This window comes from Trueperaceae bacterium (genome assembly GCA_031581195.1).
Taxonomy (GTDB): Bacteria; Deinococcota; Deinococci; order Deinococcales; family Trueperaceae; genus SLSQ01.
Genome location: JAVLCF010000006.1, coordinates 1 through 21,691 on the forward strand (window position 1 = coordinate 1; position 21,691 = coordinate 21,691).

Sequence of the window (21,691 nt, forward strand, 5' to 3'; positions counted from 1 at the left end):
GGGCGCCCGGGTGCTGGTGCTCCTGCCCGACATGCCGGGCGTGGAGGCGGCGCACCTGGCGGCCCTCCGGCGCGCGGCGCGGGCCGGCGGCGGGGCGGCCAGTCGCTACCCGGGTGGGGCGGTCGGGGCGCCGGCGTTGCTCCCGGCGTCGCTCGCCGCCGCCCTCGCCGCGGAGGCGGACGTCGCCCAGGATCGGGGGGTGGCGCCCGCGTTGGCGGCCGGCGTGGAGGCGGGGGACGTGGCGGTCGTGCCGCTGACCGATGCCGGCGACGTCGATACGCCGGACGCCGCCCGCGCGCGGGGCTGGACGCCGGGGGGGTCGGGGACGGCGGTTCGCGCCGCGCATCGGGGCGTACGCGGCGCGTGAACGGGCGTTGGGGCCCCACATCGCGGTGGATGGCTGCAACCCCTTGACGAATCGCGCATACCGGGATACGTTACGACTTATCAATGCAAAGCGAGGGGCCCGCGGACGCGGGCCCCTTTTCGTGCGGTGCGTCGGGCGGGTGGGGCTCGTGCGAAGCGCGCCGTCCGTCGATCGGGGCCGACCCGTCCCCCAGCGACGGGGCCGGACGTCGGCGCGGCGTCCACCCCCTGGGCGGCACCCGGGTCGCCGCGCCCCCCGCTCTGGGGGCGGTCGGGGACGGTCGCGGGGCACGTACCCCGACGCATCGTCGCGTTCGGGGCCGTTCTCGCCGTGGATGGCTGCAACCCCTTGACGCATCGCGCATACCGGGATACGTTGAAAGATATCGACGCGAACGAACGGGCCCGCCGCTGCGGGTCCGTTTTCATGAGGTCCGTTTCCGTCCGTTTCGAGACGTCCGTTTCGTGACGTCCGTTTCGGAATGTCCGTTGCGTGGGGTCCGCGTCATGGGGCGGGGACGGCGGTCGGGGCCGTCGAGACGTCCTTTCGGCCCCGGCATCGACCCGGTTGGGGGCGAAACGACGGCGGATGGCTGCATCCCCTTGACGAATGCCGCATATCGTCGTATCCTTATCACCATTAAAGAAGACGCAAGGCCGCGTCCGCTTCGGCGGGCGTTTTTTCGTGGCGCGACGTCGCGGGGACGGTCGCGACGGCGCGGCGGTCGCCGCGCCCGCGTCAGTCGTTCGCGGCGTCGCCGTCCGCGGGCTCGGAGGCGGCGTCGAGCCCACGCTCGCGGACGAACGCGTCCCACGTCCCGCGGTCCACGAGCGCGGGGATCGCACCGGGCCGCGTCGTGGCCAGCGCCGCGTAGGCGTTCGCGCGGGCCAGCGCCCCCTCCAACGCCGCGCGGTCGTCGGCCAGGCCCGGCGTGGTCGTCCACGCCGCCAGGAGCGCCGCGACGAAGGCGTCGCCCGCGCCGGTCGTGTCCACCGGCGTGACGCGCACCCCCGGGACGTGCCCCGCATCGTGCGCCGTGAACCAATCGACCCCCGCCGCGCCCCGCGTGACCACCAACAGGGCGAGATCGTCGTGCCACAGCGTCCGGGCGGCGGCGGCGTCGGTCGCGCCGGTCAGGAACGCGAGTTCGTCCTCCGACACCTTGACGACGTGCGCGTGGGGCCACAGCATGCGGATCCCCTCGCGCGCCGCGTCGGCGTCGGGCCACAACGCCAGGCGGAGGTTCGGGTCGTAACTGACCCACGCGCCCCCCGTCCGCGCGGCGTCGATCGCGGCGAGCGTCGCGCTGCGCGACGGCTCCTGGATCGCGCTGATGCTGCCGTGGTGCAGGACGTCGCCGCGCGCCAACGCGTCGCGATCGAGGTCCTGGGGCCGGTGCAGCTGGTCGGCGGAGGGGTGGCGGTAGAACAGGAAGTCGCGCTCGCCGTCCGCGTCGAGGGACACGAACGCCAGCGCGGTGCGGGCGGCGGCGTCGAAGCGGAGCTGGGTGACGTCCACCCCCGCGCCCGCCAGGACGCCGGCCAGCCAGCGACCGAAGGCGTCGTCACCGACCTTGCCGACGAAGCCCGACGCGACCCCCAGCCGCGCCAGCCCCACCGCGACGTTGGCGGGCGCCCCGCCCGCCGCCTTCGTGAACCGTTCGGCGTCGGCGACGGAGACGCCGGTCCGGTCGGGCACGAAATCGATCAACAGCTCCCCGAGCGTCCAGACGCGGGTCATGGCGCAAGGGTACCGCGGACGTCCCGCGGCGCGGCCGGCGGGACGTTCGTCCGTGGTAGAACGTCGCACGAGATGCCCGATTCCGACGCCTCGGACCCGCCCCTCCACGGCTCGAGCCTGGCGTTCGCCGAAGAGATGTACGTCACCTACCTCCGGGATCCCGACGCGGTCCCGGAGGCGTGGCGTCGCTACTTCGACGACGCCGGGACCCCCGAGGGCGGCCTGCGCGGCCGCCCCGACCTCGGGCCCACGTTCCTCCCCCGCAGCGTCTTCCGCGGGCCGCCGCGCGCCGGCGGGGACGGCGCCAGCGACCTGCAGCACCGCGCCGACAAACTCACCCGCAACTACCGGGTCCTCGGCCACCGCGTGGCGCACCTCGACCCCCTCGCCGAGGACGCGCACGCCCCCGACCCCGCCCGCCTCCCCGAGCTCGATCCCGCCGCCTACGGCTTCACCGACGCCGACATGGACGCCCCCGTCCTGGCGTCCGGCGTCGCCGGCGCCGACACCCTCGGGGGGCTCATCGACGGGCTGCGCGAGACGTACACCCGCGCCATCGGTGCGCAGTTCATGCACATCGACGACCTGGCGATGCGGGTGTTCCTCCGCGAACGCATGGAGGCGACCCGCAACCGCCTCACGTTGTCGCGCGAGACGCAGCTGCGCATCCTCACGAAACTGACCGACGCGGAGATCTTCGAGCACTTCATCCAGAAGAAGTACATCGGCGCCAAGAGCTTCAGCCTCGAGGGGGGCGAGACCCTCATCCCGCTGCTGGACCAGGCGATCGAGAAGGCCGGCCGGCAGGGCGTGCGCGAGATCGTGCTCGGCATGGCGCACCGCGGTCGCCTCAACGTCCTCGCCAACGTCATGGGCAAGAGCCCCCGCACGATCTTCCGGGAGTTCGACGACGTCGATCCCGAGATGCACCGCAGCAGCGGCGACGTGAAGTACCACCTCGGCTACTCGAGCGACTGGACGACGCAGACCGGCGAGACCGTCCACCTCAGCCTCGCGTTCAACCCCAGCCACCTGGAGTTCGTCAACCCGGTCGTGCTGGGCCGCGTGCGGGCCAAACAGGATCGCGTGGGCGACACCCGCCGGGTGCGGGGCATGCCGATCCTGATCCACGGCGACGCGGCGTTCATCGGCGAGGGGATCGTCCAGGAGACGCTGAACCTCTCCGACCTCGAGAGCTACCGCGTGGGCGGCGCGCTGCACGTGATCGTCAACAACCAGCTCGGCTTCACGACCGACGTCGAGCAGAGCCGCAGCACGCCGTACGCCAGCGACGTCGCGAAGATGCTGCAGGCCCCCATCCTGCACGTCAACGGCGAGGACCCCGAAGCGGTCGCGCAGGTCATCGAGCTGGCGATGGATTTCCGCGAGCGCTTCCAGCGCGACGTCGTGATCGACATGTACTGCTACCGCCGGCACGGCCACAACGAGGGGGACGAGCCCGGCTTCACGCAACCGGAGATGTACGACGTCATCAGGCGCCGCTCGACGGTGCGCGAGGCGTACCTGGAGCGGCTGTTGGCGCTCGGGGAGGTGACGCGCGAGGAGGCGGATGCGATCGCCGAAGCCCGCCGCGCGCACCTGGAACGCGAACTGTCGGTCGCGCGGAGCGACGACTTCCAGCTGTCCTACTCGCACGGCGAGGGCGTCTGGGCCCCGTACGTCGGCGGGGACGACGCCGACGTGCCCGACGTCGACACCGGCCTCGACCCCGCCACCGCCGCGCAGCTGCTGCACGCCACCGCGACGGTGCCGGACGGCTTCACGCCGCACCCGAAGATCGCGCGGGCGCTGCAGGCCCGCCGCCGCATGGCGGACGGCGAGGCGCCGCTCGATTGGGCGGCGGGGGAGGCGCTGGCGTTCGCCAGCCTCGCCGCGGAGGGCGTCCGCGTGCGCCTCACGGGGCAGGACAGCGAACGCGGGACCTTCTCGCACCGGCACGCGGTGCTGCACGACCGCAGCGAGGACCGCACGCACGTGCCCCTCGCGCACGTCGCGCCGGACCAGGGGCCGGTCGAGATCGCCAACAGCCCGCTCAGCGAGGCGGGCGTGCTCGGCTTCGAGTACGGCTACAGCCTCGACATGCCCGACGCGCTGGTGGCGTGGGAGGCGCAGTTCGGGGACTTCGTGAACGCCGCGCAGGTCGTCATCGACCAGTTCATCGCGTCCGGCGAGGACAAGTGGAACCGCCTGTCGGGCCTGGTGATGCTGCTGCCGCACGGCTACGAAGGCCAGGGCCCCGAGCACTCCTCGGCGCGGCTCGAGCGGTTCCTGCAGCTTGCGGCGGAGGACAACCTGCAGGTCGCCTACCCGACGACGCCCGCTCAGATCTTCCACCTGCTGCGCCGGCAGGTGCGGCGCGCGTGGCGCAAGCCGCTCGTCGTGATGACGCCCAAGAGCCTGCTGCGCTCGCCCGACGCCACCTCGCCGCTGCACGACGTCACGCAGGGCCGCTTCCAGCGCGTGCTGGACGACCCGGTGTTCGCGACGAAGACCGCCGCCAAACGCGTCAAACGGATCCTGGCGTGCAGCGGCAAGGTCGCCTACGACCTGATGCATGAACGCGACCGCCGGGGCCGCGACGACGTCGCCATCCTGCGTCTCGAGCAGCTGTACCCCCGCCCCGACGCCGCCCTCGCCGAGGTGCTGGGGCGCTACCCGAAGCGCGCCCCGCTGCGCTGGGTGCAGGAGGAGCCGGCCAACATGGGCGCCTGGAGCTTCCTGCGGACCGCGTGGGGCAGCGAGGCGTTCGGACGGTCGTTCGACGGGGTCCTGCGGCCCGCCTCCGCCAGCCCCGCCACCGGATCCGGCACCAGCCACAAGCTGGAGCAGGAGGAGCTCCTGCACGCCGCCTTCGAGGACGACGCGTGAGCGACCGCCGCGCGGTCCGCCCCGCCCCCGCCGCACGACCGACCCCGATCCCGACCCCGGGAGGGAGTGAACGATGACCGACGTCAAGGTGCCCTCCGTGGGCGAATCGATCACCGAGGTGTTCCTCGGCGCGTGGCTCAAGCAGCCGGGCGACGCCGTCGCGAAGGACGAACCGCTCGTCGAGGTGGAGACCGACAAGGCCACCCTCGAGGTCCCCGCCCCCGAGGCGGGCGTCCTGTCCGAGATCCTCGCCGAGGAGGGCGCCACCGCCGAGGTCGGCCAGGTCATCGCCCGCGTCGACGAGACCGCCACCGGCGACGCCGCCCCGGTGCAGGACGCGCCGGCGGAGGACGCGCCGGCCGACGCGGCCCCCGCGAGCGCCCCGACGCCGGAGCCACCCGCCCCGGCGACCGGCCCCGCCGGCGCCGTCATGCCCGCCGCCCAGCGGCTGCTGGACGCGCACGGGCTGGACGCCGCCCAGGTGCCCGCCAGCGGGCCCGGCGGGCGGCTGCTGAAGGAGGACGTGCAGCGTCACCTCGACGCGCAGGGCACGACCGACGCCGCCTCGACCGGCGCCCCGGCCACCGCCCCGACCACCGCCGCCGCGGTCCGCGGTGAGGAGGCGGTCCCGATGAGTCCGCTCCGCCGCACCATTGCGCGCCGCCTCGTCGAAGCGCAGCAGACCGCCGCGCTCCTCACGACCTTCAACGAGGTCGACATGAGCGCCGTCATGGCGCTGCGCAGCACGTACAAGGACGCCTTCGAGAAGCGCTACGGGGTCCGCCTGGGCTTCATGAGCTTCTTCGTCAAGGCCGCCATCGACGCGCTCAAGGCGATCCCGCAACTCAACGCCGAAATCCGCGACGACGCGATCCTCTACAAGGACTACTACGACGTCGCCGTCGCGGTGTCGACGAAGAAGGGCCTCGTCACGCCGGTCGTGCGCGACGCGGAATCGCTGAGTTTCGCGGAGATCGAATCCACGATCGCCGACTTCGGGGTCCGCGCCCAAGCGAACCAACTCACGCCCGACGAGTTGACCGGCGGGACGTTCACCATCAGCAACGGCGGGGTGTTCGGCAGCCTCCTCTCCACCCCGATCGTCAACCCGCCGCAGTCCGGCGTGCTGGGGATGCACAGCATCCAGCAGCGCCCCGTCGCGGTCGACGGCGAGGTGGTGATCCGCCCGATGATGTACCTGGCCCTCACGTACGACCACCGCATCGTCGACGGCCGCGAGGCCGTGACGTTCCTGAAGCGCATCAAGGACGCGGTGGAGACCCCCGCGCGCCTCCTGATCGAGGTCTGACCCCATGGCGAAGCCCGACCCCACCCCCGACGCCCCCCGCACGCACGACCTCGTCGTCGTCGGTGCCGGCCCCGGCGGCTACGTCGCCGCCATCCGCGGCGCGCAGCTCGGTCTCGACGTCGCGATCGTCGAGAAGGAACCCACCCTGGGCGGCACCTGCCTCCGGGTGGGGTGCATCCCCAGCAAGGCGCTGCTCGAGTCCAGCGAGCAGTACCACCACGCCGGGCACGGCCTCGCGGTGCACGGCGTGCACGTCGACCCCCCGACCCTCGATCTGGACGCCATGATGGCCCGCAAGGACGCCGTCGTGCAGGCGAACACCGACGGCGTGGCGTTCCTGATGAAGAAGAACGGCGTCACCCGGTACGCCGGCACCGGCCGCCTGACCGGCCCCGGCGAGGTCGTCGTCGACGGGGAGGACGGCCCCACCGCCCTCGCCGCGGAACACGTCCTGCTCGCGACCGGGTCCCGCCCGGCGGCGCTGCCCGGCGTCGAGGTCGACGGCACCGTCGTGGTCGACAGCAGCGGCGCCCTCGCCTTCGACGCCGTCCCGAAGCGCCTCGCGGTCATCGGGGCCGGCTACATCGGCCTCGAGCTCGGGTCGGTCTGGTCGCGCCTCGGGAGCGAGGTGACGGTCCTCGAGTACGCCGACCGGATCCTGCCCGGCATGGACGCCGGCCTCGCGAAGCAGGCGCGGACGACGTTCACCAAGCAGGGCCTCCACTTCCGCCTCGGCGCGCGCGTCACCGGCGTGACCCTGAAGGGTCGCGGCCGGACGCGGCGCGCCGTCGTCGCCGTGGACGGCGGCGACGACGTCGAAGCGGAACGGGTGCTGCTCGCCACCGGTCGTATCCCGAACACCGAGGGGCTCGGCCTCGAGGCGGTCGGCGTCGCGACCGACGACCGCGGCCGCATCGAGGTCGACGGGCGGTTCGCGACGAACGTGCCCGGCGTGTACGCCATCGGGGACGTGATCGCCGGCCCGATGCTGGCGCACAAGGCGGAGGAGGACGGCGTCGCGGCGGTCGAGGGCATCGTGACCGGCGTCGGGCACGTCGACTACGACCTGGTGCCCGGCGTCGTGTACACCGACCCCGAGATCGCGACGGTCGGCGCGAGCGAGGAGGCGTTGAAGGCGGCCGGCACGCCGTACGTCAAGGGGGCGTTCCCCTACCAGGCGAACGGGCGCGCCCGCGCCCTCGAAGCGACCGGCGGGAAGGTCACGATCCTCGCGCACGCCGACACCGACCGCATCCTCGGCGTGCACGTCATCGGGGCGCACGCCGGCGACCTGATCGCCGAAGCGGTCGCCGCCATGACGTACGGCGCCAGCGCCGAGGACCTCGCGCGGACGGTCCACGCGCACCCCACCCTGGCCGAAACACTGAAGGAGGCGGCGCTCGCGGTGCACGACCGCGCGCTGCACGTGTGACGCCCCCGTCGCGCCGCACCGCGCTCCGGGACACGGCGCGACGCCGCCCGCGCTGCTAGGTTGACGCCATGACGCGATCCCCCACCGCCGCTTCGGGCCCCGCCGTCCCGCCGGCGTCGGCCGGGGCCCCCGCCGCGGGGGCGCCCGCGACCGTCGTCCCGCTGCCGAACGGCCACGCCGCCCCCGTGCACGACCCCGCCCTCGCCCGCATCGCCGACAAGGTCCTGAGCGGGGGGCGGGTGACGTTCGAGGAGGGCATGACCCTCTACGACACGCCGGACCTGCCCGGCCTCGCCGCCCTCGCCGACGCGGTCCGCGCCGAGAAGGTCGGCGACAAGGCGTACTACGTCCACAGCCTGCGGCTGTCGCAGACGAACGTCTGCTACGTCGGCTGCACCTTCTGCGGCTTCCAACGCACGATGGACCAGGAGGGCGTTTGGGACATGGACCTGAGCGACGTCTGGGCGTTCGTCGAGAAGCACGCGACGCCGGACCTCGTCGAGATCCACATCAGTTCCGGGCACCACCCCAAACGCGGCTGGGACTACTACCTCGACCTCACGCGCGGCCTCACCGACCGCGGCTACCAGGTGAAGGCCTGGACCGCGGCGGAGATCCACCACTTCGCGCGCATCGCGCGGCCCGCCGGCACCACCGCACCGGTCCCCTACCGCGAGGTGCTCGCGCAACTCCAGGAGGCCGGCCTGGTGGCCCTGCCCGGCGGCGGGGCGGAGATCTTCGCCGAACGCGTCCGCCGCCGCATCGCGCGCGCCAAGGTCGACGCCGACGGGTGGCTCGACGTGCACCGCGCCGCCCACGAGCTGGGCATCCCCACGAACGCGACGATGCTGTACGGGCACGTCGAGACGCTCGAGGAGCGCCTCGACCACATGATGCGCCTGCGGACCCTGCAGGACGACGCGCCCGGCTTCATGAGCTTCGTGCCGCTCGCCTTCCAGCCGGACAACAACCAGCTCGCCCGGGAGATCGGCAAGACGGAGTTCACGACCGGTCTCGACGACCTCCGCAACCTCGCGGTCGCCCGCGTGGTGCTGGACAACGTCCCGCACGTCAAGGGCTACTGGATCATGATCACGCCCGAGCTCGTGCAGGTCTCGCTCGGCGCGGGCGTCAGCGACGTCGACGGCACCATCTCCGACGAACGCATCGCGCACGCCTCGGGCGCCTCGACCGAGACCGGCATCAGCGAAGGGGACCTGATCCGCCTCATTCAGGATGCGGGCCGCGTGCCCGTCAAGCGCGACGCGATCTACACCGAACTCGAGGTGCACCCCGCGCGCCCGCTCGCGTGAACGCGTTCGCCCTCACGCAGGCGCACGACCTGCCCGCCGCCCGGGCGGCGGGCGAGGAACGCCTCGGCGTGGTGGCGTACACGAACGTCGCGCCGCTGCATTGGGGCCTCGCGCCGTGGGACGAGGACGGGCACCGCGCCCGCTTCGTATCCGGCGTCCCGACCGAACTCAACGCCGCGCTGCTGCGCGGCGACGTCGACCTGACGCTGATGAGCTCCGTCGCCTTCCTCCGGCACCGCCACGACCTCGCCGCCCTCCCGGACTTCAGCGTCGCCAGCCTCGGTCCGGTCCACAGCGTCACGCTGTTCCACCACCGCCCGTGGGCGGACCTGGACGGGGCGCGCATCGCGGTCACGACCGCCAGCGCGACCAGCGTCGCGCTGCTCGAGGTCCTCCTCCGCGCCTCGGGCCTCCGCGCGACCCTCGTCCCGCACGAGGACCGCGATCTCGGTGCGATGCTGGCGTCGTTCGACGGCGCGCTGCTGATCGGGGATGCGGCGCTGCGCGAGGGCGTCGCCCGCCGCGAGATCGGCGGCGTCCGCCCGCACCTGAGCGACCTCGGCGAACGCTGGTACGACGCCACCCGCCTCCCGTTCACGTTCGCCGTGTGGGCCTACCGCCGCGACCGGCCGCCGTCGGCGCGGATGGTCGCGAAGCTGCGCGCCGCCCGCGAGCGGGGGCTCGGCCACCTCGCCGACGTCGCCGCCGCCGCCGCTCCGCAGGCCGGCGTCACGCCGGAGGCGATGCTGCACTACCTCGCCAACTTCCGCTACCACCTCGGGCCCCCCGACCGCGACGGCCTGCTGGCCTTCGCGGCGCGGGCGGTGCCGGACCTCGACCCCGCCGACCTCCGCTTCGCCGAACCGCCCGCCGACCCCGCGCCCGGCGCGCCCCGCGCGGGGCGGTAGGCCGTGCCGCCCGACGCCGCGCCCGCCCACCTCCGGCCCCACCCGGGCCGCCCCACGCCGCTGGGGGCGACGTGGGACGGCGGGGGCGTGAACTTCGCGCTGTACGCCGAGCACGCCCACGCCGTCACGCTGCTGTTGTTCGACGACGCGGACGACGACGCGCCCGCCGCGGAGGTCGCGCTGCGCGAGCGGACCGGCCCGGTGTGGCACGGTTACCTGCCGCACCGGCGGCCGGGCCAACTGTACGGCTACCGCGTCGAGGGTCCCGACGATCCGGCGGCCGGCCACCGCTTCGACCCCACCCGGGTGCTGCTCGACCCCTACGCCAAGGCGCTCGGGCGCGCCCCCGCCCCCGGTCCGCCCGACCCCGCGACGGGGGCCGCGACCGTCGACCCGGCGCCGTTGGGGCGGGTCACCGAGGACGCCTTCGCGTGGGGGGACGACCGCCGTCCGGACGTGCCGTGGCCGGACACGGTGCTGTACGAGACGCACGTCCGGGGCCTCACGATGCGGCATCCCGACGTGCCCGAACGGCTGCGCGGCACGTACCTCGGGGCGGCCAGCGAACCGGTGCTGGCGCACCTGAAGGCGCTCGGGGTGACGACGGTGTCGCTCCTCCCGGTCCACGCCTTCATGACCGAGCCGGCCCTCCACGCGCGCGGCCTGCGGAACTACTGGGGCTACAACAGCGTGTCGTTCTTCGCGCCCGAACCGCGCTACGCGGCGTTCGGGATCGAGGGGGCGGTCCGCGAAGTGAAGATGATGGTGCGCGCCTTCCACGAGGCCGGCCTCGAGGTGCTGATCGACGTCGTGTACAACCACACCGCGGAGGGCGACCGCAGGGGTCCCACCGTGTCGTGGCGGGGGATCGACAACGCCGGGTACTACAAGCTCGATCCCGACGACCCGCGCCGCTACGTCGATTACTCCGGAACGGGCAACACCCTGGACGCCGGCAACCCGTTCGTGGTGCAGATGATCACCGACAGCCTCCGCTACTGGGTGGAGACGATGCGCGTCGACGGCTTCCGGTTCGACCTCGCGTCGGTCCTGGCGCGCGAACTGTACGACGTGAACATGCTGGCGCCGTTCTTCACCGTCATCCAGCAGGACCCCGTCCTGAGTCGCGTGAAGTTGATCGCGGAGCCGTGGGACGTGGGGCCCGGCGGCTACCAGGTCGGGAACTTCCCCTGGTCGTGGGCGGAGTGGAACGGCCGCTACCGCGACACCGTCCGCGCGTGGATGGCGGGGCACGAGGGGGTGCTCGGCGACCTGGCGACCCGCGTGGCGGGATCGAGCGACCTGTACGACCGCGGCGGCCGCCGTCCGTTCGCCAGCGTCAACTTCGTCACCGCCCACGACGGCTTCACGCTGCACGACCTGGTGCGGTACGCGCGCCGGCACAACGAAGCGAACGGGGAGGGGAACCGCGACGGGCACGCCCACCCGATCTCGCAGAACTTCGGGGTGGAGGGCCCCAGCGACGACGCGGACGTCGAGGCGCGCCGCGAGCGGGCGAAACGCAGCTTCGTCGCGACCCTCGTCACCTCGCAGGGTGTCCCCATGCTCCTGGGGGGCGACGAGCTGTCCCGGACGCAGGGCGGCAACAACAACGCCTACTGCCAGGACGACGAGGTCTCCTGGTACGACTGGCGGCTGGGCGAACCGGAACGCGCCTTCCTGGCGTTCGTCCGCCGCGCGTTCGCGTTCCGCGCGAAGCACCGCGTGTTGCGTCGCTCGACGTTCCTGACCGGAAGGGTGGACGCCTCGGGCTGCACCGACGTCGTCTGGTGGCACCCGCGCGGCGCGGCGATGCGCGACGAGGACTGGGAGGCGCCGGACGCCACCGCCGTCGGGATGCTGTTGTGCGCCGCCGCGCTCCGCCGCGCCCCGCACGACCCGTCGGAGGACCTGAAGGACGAGGCGTCGGTCCTGGTGCTGTTCGGGGGGCGGCGTCCCGAACCGTTCGTGCTGCCCCCCGAGCCCGACGGCGGCCGGTGGCGCGTCGCGCTGAGCAGCGGCGACGCAGAGGAGGGCACGACCGCGTCGCCCGGCGACCGGCTGGACGTCGGCGTCGACGGCGTCGTCGCCCTCGAGGCGGTCCCGGCGTGACGCCCGGCCCGCCGACCGTGCACGTCCTCACCCCCACGAAGGACCGGCCCGACCGGCTGCGCGACGCGCTCGCGTCGCTGCAGGCGCAGACGCACGGCGCCTGGCGGGCGTGGGTCGTCGACGACGGCGACGGGTCCGGCGTCGCGGCGGTCCGGGAGCAGGGCGACCCCCGCCTCCACGCCGAACGCAACCCCGGGCGGGGGCAGGTCGACGCCCGCAACGCCGCGCTCGACGCGGCCCTCGCGCACGCCGACCGGGACCTCGACGTCGTGATGCTGCTGGACGACGACGACCGGTTGCGCGACGCGGAGCACCTGGCGGCGGTCGTCGCCCGCCTCGCGGACGGGCCCGCGCTGGTGCATCGCGGCGGTTGGTTCGCGTTCGAGGCGGACGCCCGCCGCGAACCGTTCGACCCCCCCACGAGCGTCGCCTCGTTGCGTCACGACAACACCGTCCTCACCGTCGGGTTGGCGTGGCCGGCGGCGCTGCACGCCGACCTCGGGCGGTTCGACCCGGCGATGGGCAGCTACTTCGATTGGGATTGGATCCTCCGCGTCACGGATGCGGGCGTGCCCCTCGCGCACCTGGCGGGGCTGGGGGTCGAGTACCGCGTGCACGACGCGAACACGTCGGGTCGGCCGAGCGAGGTACGCACCGCGGCGTTCGAGCGGTTCGTCGCCAAGCACGCCCTCGACGTCGTGCAGAAGGACCACGTCGCCGTCCACCGCGAGCGTCGCGGCGAGGGCTGACGCCCCCGCCTCCGGGGTCCGCCTCCCGGGTTCCCCTCCCGGCGCTCAGGCGCGCGCGGGGCGGGCGGCGTCCGGCGCGACGTCCATGGCCGCGACCACCGCCATGTGCGGCATCGTGAGGGCGCTGATCCACACCAGGTACGTCGCGACGTACCCCTCCGCCCCGTCGATGCGCGGCGCGGCCCACGCCCACAACCCCACCAGGACGCCGATCGCCAGGACCGTCATCGGGGTCAGGTCGCGCGCGAGGCGCGCCCACCCGCGCGCCGTCCGGCCCTCCGCGACGTCCCGGCGCTCGCGCGGCCGGAGGACCAACAGGCGCACCAGGTGCCGCAGGGCGTGCCAGAACAGGAAGTACACGCCGATCGCCAGGTAGGGCGGGACGAGGAGGAACGTCGCCGCGAGCAGCGCGACCTCCGCGACGTCGAGCGTCACGCCGACCCGCGTCGGCCAGGCGCGCCGCAGCGTCGCGAGCCACCCCAGGCCGCTCCCGACCAGCAGTGCGGCCGTCACCAGGCGGACCGGGGCCGCGCCGGGGTCCGGGAGGGCGCCGCCCGCCCCGACCGCCGTCGCGGCGTGCTCCAGCAGGCCGGCGACGACGTCGGGGTACGCCAGGACCGGGATTGCGACCGGCAGCGCGCCGCGGAGCGCGCCCGTCGCGAGGGCGTCGCCCCACCCCAGGGCGCGGCGCCCCAGGTGCAGCTGCAGGAAACGCAGGTCCCCCTGCCCCCAGTGCGCGACCGTCGCGACCAGGAACGCCGCGAAGGCGGCGGCGGGCGCGACCGTCCACGCCGCCAACGTCGCGACGGCGAGCGCCAGGTACGCGCCCAGAAACGCCGTCACGCCGGCCGGCGTGCGGCCCCACGCGAACCCGACGCGGGCGGGGACGACGTGATCGAGGGCGCCGTGCGGGAGGCCGAACGCGACGATGCCGATCAGCAACGGCGCGAACATCGCGGCCGCCGCCGCGTCGGGCGCGAGGACCGCCAGCGCGACCGCCGACGCCACCAGCCCCCACCCGGTGGCGGCCACCGCGAGGGACAGCCGCGCGAACGGAGCCGCGTCGGCCGACGGTGCGTGCGGGCCCCCCGCCGTCGTCTGCATCACGGCCCGACGCTACGCCCGGTCCGCCGCCGCGACCGTGTCGGTCCGCACCGTCGCGCCGCAGCATCGTGGCCGCCGCCACGAACTTCGCGGTGCGGGGGAGGCCGCGGCGCTACAGCACGTAGCGGGCGAGGTCCTCGTCGCCGACGACGTCGCCCAACCGGGCCCGTACGTACGCCTCGTCGATCGTGACCGCGCCCAGGTCGGTGCCGAAGGCGACGTCCTCCAGGACCCGCTCGAGGATCGTGTGGAGGCGCCGCGCCCCGATGTCCTCCACCTCGCGGTTGACGCGTTCGGCGACCTCCGCGATCGCCCGGATCGCGCCGTCGTCGAACGTCAGGTCGGTGCCGTCGACCGCCAACAGGTCGACGTACTGCCGGGTGAGGGCGTAGCGCGGTTGCGTCAGGATGCGCTGCAGGTCGGTGGCGGTCAATTCGTCGAGCTCCACCCGGATCGGGAAGCGCCCCTGCATCTCTGGGATGAGGTCCGACGGGCGGTTCGACGCGAAGGCGCCGGCCGCGATGAACAGCACGTGGTCGGTGGCGACCATCCCCAGCCGGGTCTGGACGCGGGTGCCCTCCACGACCGGCAACAGGTCGCGCTGCACCCCCTCGCCGGAGACGTCCGCGCCGGCGGCGCGCTCGTCCCCGGCGATCTTGTCGATCTCGTCGAGGAACACGATGCCGCGGTTCTCCGCGCGATGGATCGCCTCGCTCGCCACCTCGTCGTCGTCCAGCAGCTTCTGCGCCTCGAGGTCCTGCAGGACCGTCCGCGCTTCGCGCACCGGGAGGCTGCGCCGCTGCGTTCCCTGCGGCCGCATCTTCTGGAACATCTCCTGCAGGTTCCGGCCGATCTCCTCCATGCCCGGCATGCCGAGCGGCGTGCCGGCCGGCTCCTCGGGCACCTCGATCTCGACGGTGCGGTCCTCGAGGTCGCCCTTGCGCAACAGCGCCCGCATGCGCTCCAGGCCCTCCTCGGTCCCGCCCGGCAGCAGCGCCTCCAGCAGCGCGCGCTCCGCGAGGGTGGCGGCCTCCTCGGCGACCTCCGCCTTCTTCTCCGCCTCGACGAGGGCGTGCGCCGCCTGCGCGAGGTCCCGCACGATCCCGTCGACGTCCCGCCCGACGTAGCCGACCTCGGTGAACTTCGTCGCTTCGACCTTCACGAACGGGGCGCGCGCCAACTTCGCGAGGCGCCGCGCGATTTCGGTCTTCCCGACCCCCGTCGGGCCGATCATCAGGATGTTCTTCGGGGTCACCTCGCCCTGCACGTCGGCGGGCAACGCCCGGCGGCGGACGTGGTTGCGCAGCGCCACCGCGACGCTGCGCTTCGCGGCGTGCTGCCCGATGATGTGCGCGTCGAGCGCCTCGACGATCTCGAGCGGCGTGAGGTCCGCGAGGTCCTTGCCCGGGCGCGCCACGAGGTCGCCGCTCACGCGGTCCCCTCCTCGCCGCCGTCGGGGTCCGCGGGGTCGGGCGCGTCGGGGTCGGTGGGGACCGCCAGGACGGTCGCTTCGCCGCTCGTGTAGACGTCGATGTCGCCGGCGATGCGGATCGCCTCCCGCGCGATGCGAGGGGCGCTCAGGTCGGTGTGCTCGAGGAGCGCCCGGGCCGCCGCAGCTGCGTACGCGCCGCCGCTCCCGACCGCCGCGACCGGCACGTCGGGGGCGACGACGTCGCCGGCGCCCGACAGGCTGAGGATGCGTTCGGCGTCGGCGACGAGGAGCATCGCCTCGAGGGTGCGCAGCGCCCGGTCGGTGCGCCACTCCTTGACGGTCTCCACCGCGGCGCGCATGAGGTCGCCCTTCGCGCCGGCGAGGTACCCCTCGAACTTCTCCATCAGCGTGAAGGCGTCGCTCACCGCGCCGGCGAAGCCGGCGACGACGGGGCCGCGGTCGAGGCGGCGGACCTTCACCGCGCCGCGCTTGACGATCTGGTCGCCGAGCGTCACCTGCCCGTCGCCCGCGAGGGCGCTCACGCCGTCCTTGTGGACGGCGACGATCGTGGTGCCGTGCATGCGCGTCATGCCGCCGAGGCTACCGCGGACGCCGCCTCCGCCCCGCGGCCCGCGGCACGGGGCTGCGGTACCCTGGTCGGCATGCAGGCGCACCCGTACGGCGGTGGGTGGCTCGAGGTGGTCGTCGGGCCGATGTTCAGCGGGAAGTCCGAGGAACTCATCCGGCGCGTCACCCGCGCGTTGATCGCGAAGCAGGCGGTGCAGGTCTTCAAGCCGGCGATCGACGACCGCTACGAAGCGATCGCGGTCGCGAGTCACGCCGGCCGGACGCTGGAGGCGGTCGCCGTCGACGGCGCCGCCGACGTCGCCGCGAAGGTGGCGGACGGCACCGAGGTCGTGGCGATCGACGAAGCGCAGTTCTTCGACGACGCCCTCGTCCCCCTCGTGCAGGATTTCGCCGACGCCGGCAAACGGATCGTGGTCGCCGGCCTCGACCTCGATTTCCGGGGGGAGCCGTTCGGGCCGGTCCCGACCCTCCTCGCGCGCGCGGAGCACGTCGAGAAGCTCACCGCGATCTGCCGCTGCGGGGCGGCGGCGACGCGCACGCAACGCCTCATCGGGGGGCACCCCGCCCACTACGACGACCCGGTCATCCTCGTCGGCGCGCAGGAGCGCTACGAGCCGCGCTGCCGCCGCTGCCACGACGTGCCGCGCGCCGCGCGCGCCGCCCCGTTGTTCGCCGCGGCGACCGCGCGGTCCTGACGCGCCCCGTCAGGGGTGCAGGCGGCTGCCGTCGCGCGGGAAGGCCCGCGCGAAGCGGACGTTGGGGAGGCCGACGAGGAGCGCCGTGAGGCGTTCGGTCCCGATCGCGAAGCCGCCGTGGGGCGGCATGCCGTGCCGGAACACCTCGAGGTACCCCTCGAAGCGGCCGGGGTCCATCCCGCGCTTCTCGAGCTCGCGCACGAGGACGTCGGGGTCGTGCACGCGTTGCCCGCCGGACGTGATCTCGGTCCCGCGGAACAACAGGTCGAGCCCGCGCGTCAGCCCGTCGCCCGTCGGGAAGGTGTAGAACGGTCGGGCGGCTTCGGGGTAGCGCGTGACGAACACGAAGTCGCTGCCGTGCTCCTCCTTCGCCCAGCGCCCGACGAGGCGTTCCGCTTCGGGGTCGAGGTCCTTGCCGCCCGAGACGTGCCCGTAGCGTTCCTCGACGAGGGTGCGCGCCTCGAGCAGCGGGATGCGGGGGAACGGCGCGTCGGCGAGGGGCGGCTCCGCCCCGAGCCGCTCCAGTTCGCCCGCGGCGCGGTCCCAGGTGCGACGGACCATGCTGCGCAGCAGCTGCTCCTGGAGATCCATGACGTCGCCCTCGTCGCGGATGAAGCCCAGCTCGACGTCGAGGCTGAGGTACTCCGCGAGGTGCCGGACGGTGTGCGACGCCTCGGCGCGGAAGACCGGGGCGGTCTCGTAGACGCGTTCGAAGACCGCGACCATGATCTGTTTGTAGAGCTGCGGCGACTGCGCGAGGTAGGCGCGGGTGCCGTAGTAGTCGACCTCGAACAGGTCCGCGCCGCCCTCCGCGCCGGCGGCGACGAGTTTCGGCGTGAAGATCTCGGTGAAGGCCGCGTCGTCGAGGAACGCACGGAACGCCGCGACGAGCTCCGCGGCGACCTTGCCGGTCGCCTGCGCTTCGGGCGTGCGGACGGTGACGGCACGGTACTGCAGCAGCGTCTCCGGCGCGGCGTGCCAGGACGCCTTCGGGAGCTCCACGGGGGGCGGCACGGTGGCTTCGGCGAGGACGTCGAGGGCGTCCGCCTGCACCTCGTACCCGCCGGGCGCCTTCGCGGACGCGGCGACGACGCCGCGCACCTCCACCGCACTTTCGGGGAGGGGGATGGTGGCGTCGCGCAGGACGCACTGCGCGAGGCCGGAGCGGTCGCGCAGCACGAGGAAGCGCACCCCCCCGAGGTCGCGGCGGGCGTGCACCCACCCGCGCAGCAGGACGCGTTCGCCCTCGTGCGCGGCCAGGTCGCGCGCGAGGGTCCGGGGCGTGGGGTCGGGGCCGGTGTCGGGGGCGGGCGTGGAGTCGGTCACGGCGTTCCTTTCGGGAGGGGCGGTGGGGACGCAAAAGAACGACCCCCGGGCGGGCCCGGGGGTCGATGCGAGGCGGCGTGCGGCGTCACGCCCCAGGCTCGACCCCGCGCGGATTGTCGGTCCGCCCCTGATCGTTCGACGCCCACGCGGTGTGCGCGGGGGCGAACGTCGACGGGGTCGCGGGGCGGCGGGCGGTCATGCGTGCGAGCGTAGCCCCCGCGCGACGCGCCCGTCAACGCGGGGTCCGCCGGTCATCCCCCGGTGGCGCGTGGGGTGGGGGGTGCCGGGGGCGCGGCGTCGAGGGCGGTCCGGACGGCGGCGGCGAGCGGCGCGATGGGGCTGTACGCTGCGAAGGCGTCGGCGTCGAGCCACGCGTACGCCTCGTGCTCCGCACTGAGGACGACGGCGGGGTCCGGGGCCTGCGGGGTGGCGCGGTAGACGACGACGACCATCGGCTCGCCCGCCCGCGACGCGGCGTACGCCGTCCAGGGGCGCACCTCGACGGCGACGTCGAGGCCCGACTCCTCGCACACCTCGCGGCGGGCGGCGTCGCGGGGCGCTTCGCCCGGCTCGATGCGGCCCGACAGCGCCTCCCAGACGCCGGGGGCGGCCTCCGCGCCGGCGGCGCGCCGGAGCGCCAGCACGCGGCCCGCGTGGAGGACGAGGACGGCGACGGCGGCGACGTGGTTGGCGGCGTTCGGCACGGCGGACAGGGTAGCCCGCCCGGCGCTCAGGGGCCGGCCTCCGCGATCCAGCGGACCTCGTACGGGGCGAGGTCGTGCGGGCCGGCCTGCCACCGCTCGCCGGTGAGCAGGTCGCGGCCGGCGGGGAGGTCCGCCCGCGCGTCGCGACCGGCGAGCTCGTGAACGGCGGTGACGGGCGCGTCGTCGCCCCGGCGGATCGCGAGGACGCCCGGCGGGGCGTCGGGGATCGCGTGGGGGGCGTTCGGGTGGAAGGCGGGGTGCGACCGCCGCGTGCGGAGCAGGTGCTGCAGAACGTGCAGGATGCGGGCGCGGCGCGAGGTGGGGTCGGCGAGCTCGCGGAGGGTGGCGTCGGCGTCGAGCTTCGCGCGGTTGATGGCGCGTGGCGTGCCGGTGGCGTGCGCCAGGTCCGGCGCGCCGCGCGAGCCCAGCAGGCTGTGCAGGTACAGCGCCGGCACGCCGGGGAGCGCCATCATGACCGCGTGCGCCGCGGCGAACCGGGCGACCTCGCGCTCGAGCGGTTCCTCGACGCTCGGCGTGCGCAGCGCGTCGAGGTAGCCGACGTTCAGTTCGTAGGGGGTCTCGCGGCCGTCCGCGTCGCGCTTCCGGCCGACCTGGCCGCCCAGGGCGAGGGTCCGCTCGACGAGGCGGTCGATCGCGTCGGGGGGCAGGATCGACTCGACGGCGCGCACGCCGATCCCGTCGTGGCTGGCGAGGAAGTTCAGGAACCACGTCGCGTCGCTCGGGGTGCGCAGGTCCGCCGCCCACGTTCGGAGGGGACCGACGTCGCCGGTCGTCATCGTGTGCAGGACGAGGGGCGGGAGGGCGAAGTTGTAGACCATCTGCGCTTCGTCGTCCCCCGACCCGAAGTACGCGACGTTCTCCGCGTGCGGCACGTTCGTTTCGGTGAGCACCACGACGTACGGGGCGGCGACCTCGAGCACGGCGCGCAGGAGGCGGATCAGGCCGTGCGTGTGCGGGTGGTGCGCGCAGGGCGTCCCCAACTCCTTCCAGAGGTACGTCACGGCGTCCAGGCGCAGCACCTGCGCACCGTGCTCGACGTACGCGAGCAGGACCGAGACGATCTCGCGCAGGAGCGTCGGGTCGCGGTAGTCGAGGTCCACCTGGTCGGGTCCGAACGTCGTCCAGACCCAGCGGTCGCCGTCGTGGGCGGCGAACTTCGTGAGGAGCGGCGTCGTGCGAGGCCGCACGACGCCGCGCACGTCGGCGTCCGGCGCTTCGCTGCGGAACCAGGTGCGTTGCGGGGCGTCGCCGCGCAGGTAGGCGGCGAACCAGTCCCCCTGCGCCGAGGCGTGGTTCACGACCGCGTCCACCATGAGGCGGTGGTGCGCGGCGAGGCCCTCGACGTCGCGCCACGTGCCGTAGCGCGGGTCGACGGCGTCGTAGCTCTTCACGGCGAACCCGTCGTCGGACGACCAGGGGTGGAAGGGGAGGACGTGGACGGTGGAGACGGTGTCGGCGAGCGGCCCCTCGAGCCACGTCCGGAGGGTGCGGAGGGGGGCTTCGCCGTCGCGGCGGAGGGCGTCGGCGTACGTGATCAACAGCGCGTCGCGTTCGCTCATGCGCCGTGCGGGCGGGACGGCGGGGGCCGGGTGCGCCTCCCGGAACGCCGTCGCGACGCGCAGCAGGTCGTCGGCGAGGGCGTCGCCGACCTCGCCGTAGAGGCGTCGCGCTTCGCGCCGGACGGGGGCGCTCACGCCGTGACCCCGAGCGAAGCGAGGGGCCCCTCGAGCGCCGCGCGGAGGGCGGGGAGGCCGAAGTGGGCGGCGGCGCGGGTGCGGTTCGCCGCAGCGATCCGGGCGCGCGCCTCGGGGTCGTCGAGGAGCGCGCGGACGCGCGCGACGGCGGCGTGGTCGATCGCGCCGTCGATCTCGACGAGGTCGAGGCCGGCGGGGGCGATGTCGGCGACGTAGACGTCGTAGCGATTCACGAGCGCGACCCGGTCGAACGCGAGGGTCTCCAGGAGGGCGTTGCCGAACCCCTCGTACAGGCTGGGGTACGTGACGAAGTCGGCGGCGAGGTAGGCGTCTCGAAGCGCGAAGTGCGCATCGTCCCGGGCGGGTCCGAAGGCGTCGGGGACGTAGCGCAGGTCGACCCCTGCGGCGTCCGCCTGGGCGCGGAGGGCGGCGAGGGTGGCGTCCCCCTCGTCGCCCGAGGCGTGGGTGATGACGAGGACGTTGCGGGGGTCGTCGAGTCGCGCGAGGAGCTCGACGGCGAGGTGGATGCCTTTGCGGGGCACGACGCGGGTGGGTTGCAGGATCAGGCGGCGGTCGTGCTGGAGCCCCAACGCCGCGCGGACGCGGGCGCGGACGTCGGCCGCCTCGTCGGGGGTGGGGCGGGGGGCGCCGAAGTCCATGACGTTCGGGGCGACGGTGGCGTGCAGCCCCCTGCGCTGCGCGAGCGCGTCGGCGGCGGGGGTGTTGATCGCCAGGTGCCGCACGTGGGGGGCGTCCCACGGGAAGTAGGTCTCGAGCCAGTCGGGGACGCGCGGGTGGGCGAAGCGGTCGCGCTCCCAGGCGTAGTCGTGTTCGTGCGAGAGGGTCGGGAGGCCGGTCGCGTCGACGACGCGCGCGAGCGCGCCGGCGAGCGGGAGGTGCATGGGGATCGCCCAGGCGTTCTGGACGACGAGGAGGTCGGGGGCGGCGTGACGCACGACGGGAAGCATCGCATCGGCGAGGCGGTCGGCGGCGGTGGCGAGGTCGGTGGGCAGCGTCGGGTCGTCGGGCGCGTCGGCGGGGGGGAAGGCGCGCCGCTGCAGGGCGCGCGCCTCGGGCGCGCGGAAGTGCATGGCGGGCAGCGCGACGGCGCCGGGCGTCTCGACGTCGCCGGCGACGTCGCGGCGCTCGAAGCCCAGGTCCCCGAGCACGCGCGCGACCTTCGTCGCTTCGAGGGAGACGCCGTCGGTGCCGGCGAGGCGGGTGGCGAGGTGCAGGGCACGCACGTCAGGCCTCCGTGCGCAGGGTGGGCGCGGCCGCGGGGTCGGGGCGGGGGGAGGGGATCGGTTC

17 protein-coding genes are annotated in these 21,691 nt (G+C 74.4%); 9 read left to right on the forward strand and 8 right to left on the reverse strand.

Going from position 1 to position 21,691, the window contains the following annotated elements; translation table 11 throughout:
• On the forward strand, nucleotides 1-367 hold a 367-nt coding region (locus RI554_01165; protein MDR9390619.1), incomplete at its 5' end, for a hypothetical protein.
• 738 nt (nucleotides 368-1,105) lie between these two features.
• On the opposite strand, the gene RI554_01170 is transcribed toward RI554_01165, so the two are convergent.
• Nucleotides 1,106-2,107 (reverse strand): PfkB family carbohydrate kinase, encoded by a 1,002-nt coding sequence (locus RI554_01170; GenBank protein MDR9390620.1) that lies wholly within the window; start codon nucleotides 2,105-2,107, stop codon nucleotides 1,106-1,108.
• A gap of 72 nt (nucleotides 2,108-2,179) precedes the next feature.
• Between RI554_01170 and RI554_01175 the strand changes: the two genes are divergently transcribed.
• From RI554_01175 to RI554_01205, 7 genes are all read left to right on the forward strand, one after another.
• Nucleotides 2,180-4,996, forward strand: coding sequence for a 2-oxoglutarate dehydrogenase E1 component (locus tag RI554_01175; protein ID MDR9390621.1), 2,817 nt, complete (start codon nucleotides 2,180-2,182; stop codon nucleotides 4,994-4,996).
• A gap of 73 nt (nucleotides 4,997-5,069) precedes the next feature.
• The gene (gene odhB / locus RI554_01180; protein ID MDR9390622.1) at nucleotides 5,070-6,305 is read left to right on the forward strand and encodes a 2-oxoglutarate dehydrogenase complex dihydrolipoyllysine-residue succinyltransferase; all 1,236 of its coding nucleotides are present in this window, start codon (nucleotides 5,070-5,072) and stop codon (nucleotides 6,303-6,305) included.
• A 4-nt stretch (nucleotides 6,306-6,309) separates the two neighbouring features.
• Nucleotides 6,310-7,737 (forward strand): dihydrolipoyl dehydrogenase, encoded by a 1,428-nt coding sequence (gene lpdA / locus RI554_01185; GenBank protein ID MDR9390623.1) that lies wholly within the window; start codon nucleotides 6,310-6,312, stop codon nucleotides 7,735-7,737.
• A 68-nt stretch (nucleotides 7,738-7,805) separates the two neighbouring features.
• Nucleotides 7,806-9,050, forward strand: a complete 1,245-nt coding sequence (mqnE, locus tag RI554_01190) for an aminofutalosine synthase MqnE (protein ID MDR9390624.1) — start codon at nucleotides 7,806-7,808, stop codon at nucleotides 9,048-9,050.
• Entirely contained in the window at nucleotides 9,047-9,958 is a 912-nt protein-coding gene (locus RI554_01195; GenBank protein MDR9390625.1) for a menaquinone biosynthesis protein, read from the forward strand. The genes mqnE and RI554_01195 overlap by 4 nt, the downstream gene beginning before the upstream one ends.
• Nucleotides 9,959-9,961: 3 nt before the next feature.
• Nucleotides 9,962-12,070 (forward strand): glycogen debranching protein GlgX, encoded by a 2,109-nt coding sequence (gene glgX, locus RI554_01200; protein MDR9390626.1) that lies wholly within the window; start codon nucleotides 9,962-9,964, stop codon nucleotides 12,068-12,070.
• Complete coding sequence (locus tag RI554_01205; GenBank protein MDR9390627.1) at nucleotides 12,067-12,819, forward strand: glycosyltransferase family 2 protein; 753 nt, start codon at nucleotides 12,067-12,069, stop codon at nucleotides 12,817-12,819. The genes glgX and RI554_01205 overlap by 4 nt, the downstream gene beginning before the upstream one ends.
• 45 nt (nucleotides 12,820-12,864) lie before the next feature.
• Here the strand turns inward: RI554_01205 and RI554_01210 are convergent, their stop codons facing one another.
• The 3 genes from RI554_01210 to hslV all read right to left on the reverse strand — a co-directional run bounded on the left by RI554_01210 (nucleotide 12,865) and on the right by hslV (nucleotide 15,936).
• Entirely contained in the window at nucleotides 12,865-13,923 is a 1,059-nt protein-coding gene (locus RI554_01210; protein MDR9390628.1) for a Brp/Blh family beta-carotene 15,15'-dioxygenase, read from the reverse strand.
• 112 nt (nucleotides 13,924-14,035) lie between these two features.
• Nucleotides 14,036-15,355 carry an ATP-dependent protease ATPase subunit HslU gene (gene hslU, locus RI554_01215; GenBank protein ID MDR9390629.1) on the reverse strand — a complete coding sequence of 440 codons (1,320 nt, stop codon included), beginning with the start codon at nucleotides 15,353-15,355 and terminating at the stop codon, nucleotides 14,036-14,038.
• Nucleotides 15,352-15,936, reverse strand: coding sequence for an ATP-dependent protease subunit HslV (hslV, locus tag RI554_01220; GenBank protein ID MDR9390630.1), 585 nt, complete (start codon nucleotides 15,934-15,936; stop codon nucleotides 15,352-15,354). The genes hslU and hslV overlap by 4 nt, the downstream gene beginning before the upstream one ends.
• A gap of 81 nt (nucleotides 15,937-16,017) precedes the next feature.
• Here hslV and RI554_01225 point away from each other — a divergent pair, with 81 nt between their 5' ends.
• A complete protein-coding gene (locus RI554_01225; protein MDR9390631.1) occupies nucleotides 16,018-16,638 on the forward strand; it encodes a thymidine kinase in 621 nt (206 codons plus the stop codon).
• A 9-nt stretch (nucleotides 16,639-16,647) separates the two neighbouring features.
• On the opposite strand, the gene aspS is transcribed toward RI554_01225, so the two are convergent.
• The 4 genes from aspS to RI554_01245 form a co-directional block, all read right to left on the reverse strand.
• Nucleotides 16,648-17,964: an aspartate--tRNA(Asn) ligase gene (aspS, locus tag RI554_01230; protein ID MDR9390632.1), complete on the reverse strand. Its 1,317-nt coding sequence runs from the start codon at nucleotides 17,962-17,964 to the stop codon at nucleotides 16,648-16,650.
• Between the two features lie 251 nt (nucleotides 17,965-18,215).
• Nucleotides 18,216-18,668 (reverse strand): NUDIX domain-containing protein, encoded by a 453-nt coding sequence (locus RI554_01235; protein ID MDR9390633.1) that lies wholly within the window; start codon nucleotides 18,666-18,668, stop codon nucleotides 18,216-18,218.
• Nucleotides 18,669-18,694: 26 nt separating this feature from the next.
• Nucleotides 18,695-20,383, reverse strand: a complete 1,689-nt coding sequence (locus tag RI554_01240) for an alpha-amylase family glycosyl hydrolase (protein MDR9390634.1) — start codon at nucleotides 20,381-20,383, stop codon at nucleotides 18,695-18,697.
• Entirely contained in the window at nucleotides 20,380-21,627 is a 1,248-nt protein-coding gene (locus tag RI554_01245; protein ID MDR9390635.1) for a glycosyltransferase family 4 protein, read from the reverse strand. Before RI554_01245 ends, RI554_01240 begins: the two co-directional genes overlap by 4 nt.
• Nucleotides 21,628-21,691 lie beyond the last annotated feature (64 nt).

What these genes read in the sequence shown, in the direction of transcription:
- RI554_01170 (MDR9390620.1), bottom strand. Translation starts at nt 2,107, where the DNA reads ATGACCCGCGTCTGGACGCTCGGGGAGCTGTTGATCGATTTCGTGCCC.
- mqnE (MDR9390624.1), top strand. Translation starts at nt 7,806, where the DNA reads ATGACGCGATCCCCCACCGCCGCTTCGGGCCCCGCCGTCCCGCCGGCG.
- odhB (MDR9390622.1), top strand. Translation starts at nt 5,070, where the DNA reads ATGACCGACGTCAAGGTGCCCTCCGTGGGCGAATCGATCACCGAGGTG.
- RI554_01210 (MDR9390628.1), bottom strand. Translation starts at nt 13,923, where the DNA reads ATGCAGACGACGGCGGGGGGCCCGCACGCACCGTCGGCCGACGCGGCT.
- lpdA (MDR9390623.1), top strand. Translation starts at nt 6,310, where the DNA reads ATGGCGAAGCCCGACCCCACCCCCGACGCCCCCCGCACGCACGACCTC.
- RI554_01225 (MDR9390631.1), top strand. Translation starts at nt 16,018, where the DNA reads ATGCAGGCGCACCCGTACGGCGGTGGGTGGCTCGAGGTGGTCGTCGGG.
- RI554_01175 (MDR9390621.1), top strand. Translation starts at nt 2,180, where the DNA reads ATGCCCGATTCCGACGCCTCGGACCCGCCCCTCCACGGCTCGAGCCTG.
- hslV (MDR9390630.1), bottom strand. Translation starts at nt 15,936, where the DNA reads ATGCACGGCACCACGATCGTCGCCGTCCACAAGGACGGCGTGAGCGCC.